The 1,188-nt window shown below is 71.9% G+C and carries 2 protein-coding genes; both read left to right on the forward strand.

Annotation, left to right across the window (positions count from 1 at the left end):
- The first annotated feature begins 112 nt into the window (after nt 1-112).
- Nucleotides 113-691, forward strand: a complete 579-nt coding sequence (pth, locus tag ACFU7Y_RS44070) for an aminoacyl-tRNA hydrolase (RefSeq protein WP_224281799.1) — start codon at nt 113-115, stop codon at nt 689-691.
- A 136-nt stretch (nt 692-827) separates the two neighbouring features.
- Entirely contained in the window at nt 828-1,142 is a 315-nt protein-coding gene (locus ACFU7Y_RS44075; RefSeq protein ID WP_224281800.1) for a hypothetical protein, read from the forward strand.
- The last annotated feature ends 46 nt before the right edge of the window (nt 1,143-1,188 follow it).

Genomic DNA, 1,188 nt, shown 5'->3' on the forward strand with positions numbered 1-1,188 from the left:
GGTCGCTCCCGTCGGAGCGCCCGGGGCAGCGGCGTGTCCGGGATGATGACGTCGAGCGCGAAGGCGAGGAGCAGCACATGAGCGAGCGGATCACGGAAAGGTGCGCGGGGGCATGAGCGAGGACTACGACGGCCCCTGGCTGGTGGTGGGGCTGGGCAACCCCGGGGAGCAGTACGCCCGGAACCGGCACAACATCGGCTTCATGGTGGTGGACCTGCTGGCGCAGCGGATGGGCGCGAAGTTCAAGGCGCACAAGAGCCGGGCGCAGGTGGCCGAGGGGCGGTTGGCGGGCAGGCGGGTGGTGCTGGCCAAGCCGATGTCCTTCATGAACCTCTCCGGCGGGCCGGTGACGGCGCTGCGCGACTTCTACAAGGTGCCGGCCTCGGCGCTGATCGCGGTCCACGACGAGCTGGACATCGACTACGCGGCGCTGCGGCTGAAGCTGGGCGGCGGGGACAACGGCCACAACGGGCTGAAGTCGATCACCAAGTCGCTGGGCCCGGACTACCACCGGGTGCGCTGCGGGATCGGCCGCCCGCCGGGCCGGATGGAGGTCGCGGACTTCGTGCTGAAGGACTTCTCCGCGACCGAGCGCAAGGAACTGGAGTGGTTCGTGGACCGCTCGGCGGACGCGGTGGAGGCGCTGCTGTCCGAGGGGCTGGAGCGGGCCCAGAGCACGTACAACTCCTGACCGCTCGTCAGGACCGTGTGCGGGATACGCAACAGTCGTACAACGCTTGCCCGTCCAAACCTGAATCGGTGTGAGAACCCTGTGCGGGATCGGATAGCGTCGGCCCGGTACGCGAACGAGCCCTGGGGAGTTCTCGATGCGGAGATTGCGTCCGGTCCGCCGGGTGGCCGGGCTGAAGCGGCTCGGACGGCGAGTCTGTGCGGCCGGTGCGCTGGGGGCCGCCGGGGTCCTGCTGTCGAGCGGTGCGGTGGCGCACGCCGAGCCGGTCGCGGAGTCGGAGCCGGAGGTCTCCCCGGAGCCGGCGGCGGCACAGTTCGGCCCGGTGCTCGGCGACTCGATGGGCCCCGACGCGGGGCTGCTGGCGGTCGGCGGCGGCCTGGTGGTGGCGGCCGGCGGCGCGGCGCTGTGGCTGAAGCGCAGGCGCGCGGACGAGGGCGAGAGCGCGGAGTAGGAACCTCACGGCCGAGGGGCCGGTGTCCCAAGGACGGGACACCGGC

This window comes from Kitasatospora sp. NPDC057542 (assembly GCF_042801945.1).
In the GTDB taxonomy this organism is placed as follows: Bacteria; Actinomycetota; Actinomycetes; order Streptomycetales; family Streptomycetaceae; genus Kitasatospora.

Coding starts and splice junctions, on each gene's coding strand:
- pth (WP_224281799.1), top strand. CDS start 113: ATGAGCGAGGACTACGACGGCCCCTGGCTGGTGGTGGGGCTGGGCAAC.
- ACFU7Y_RS44075 (WP_224281800.1), top strand. CDS start 828: ATGCGGAGATTGCGTCCGGTCCGCCGGGTGGCCGGGCTGAAGCGGCTC.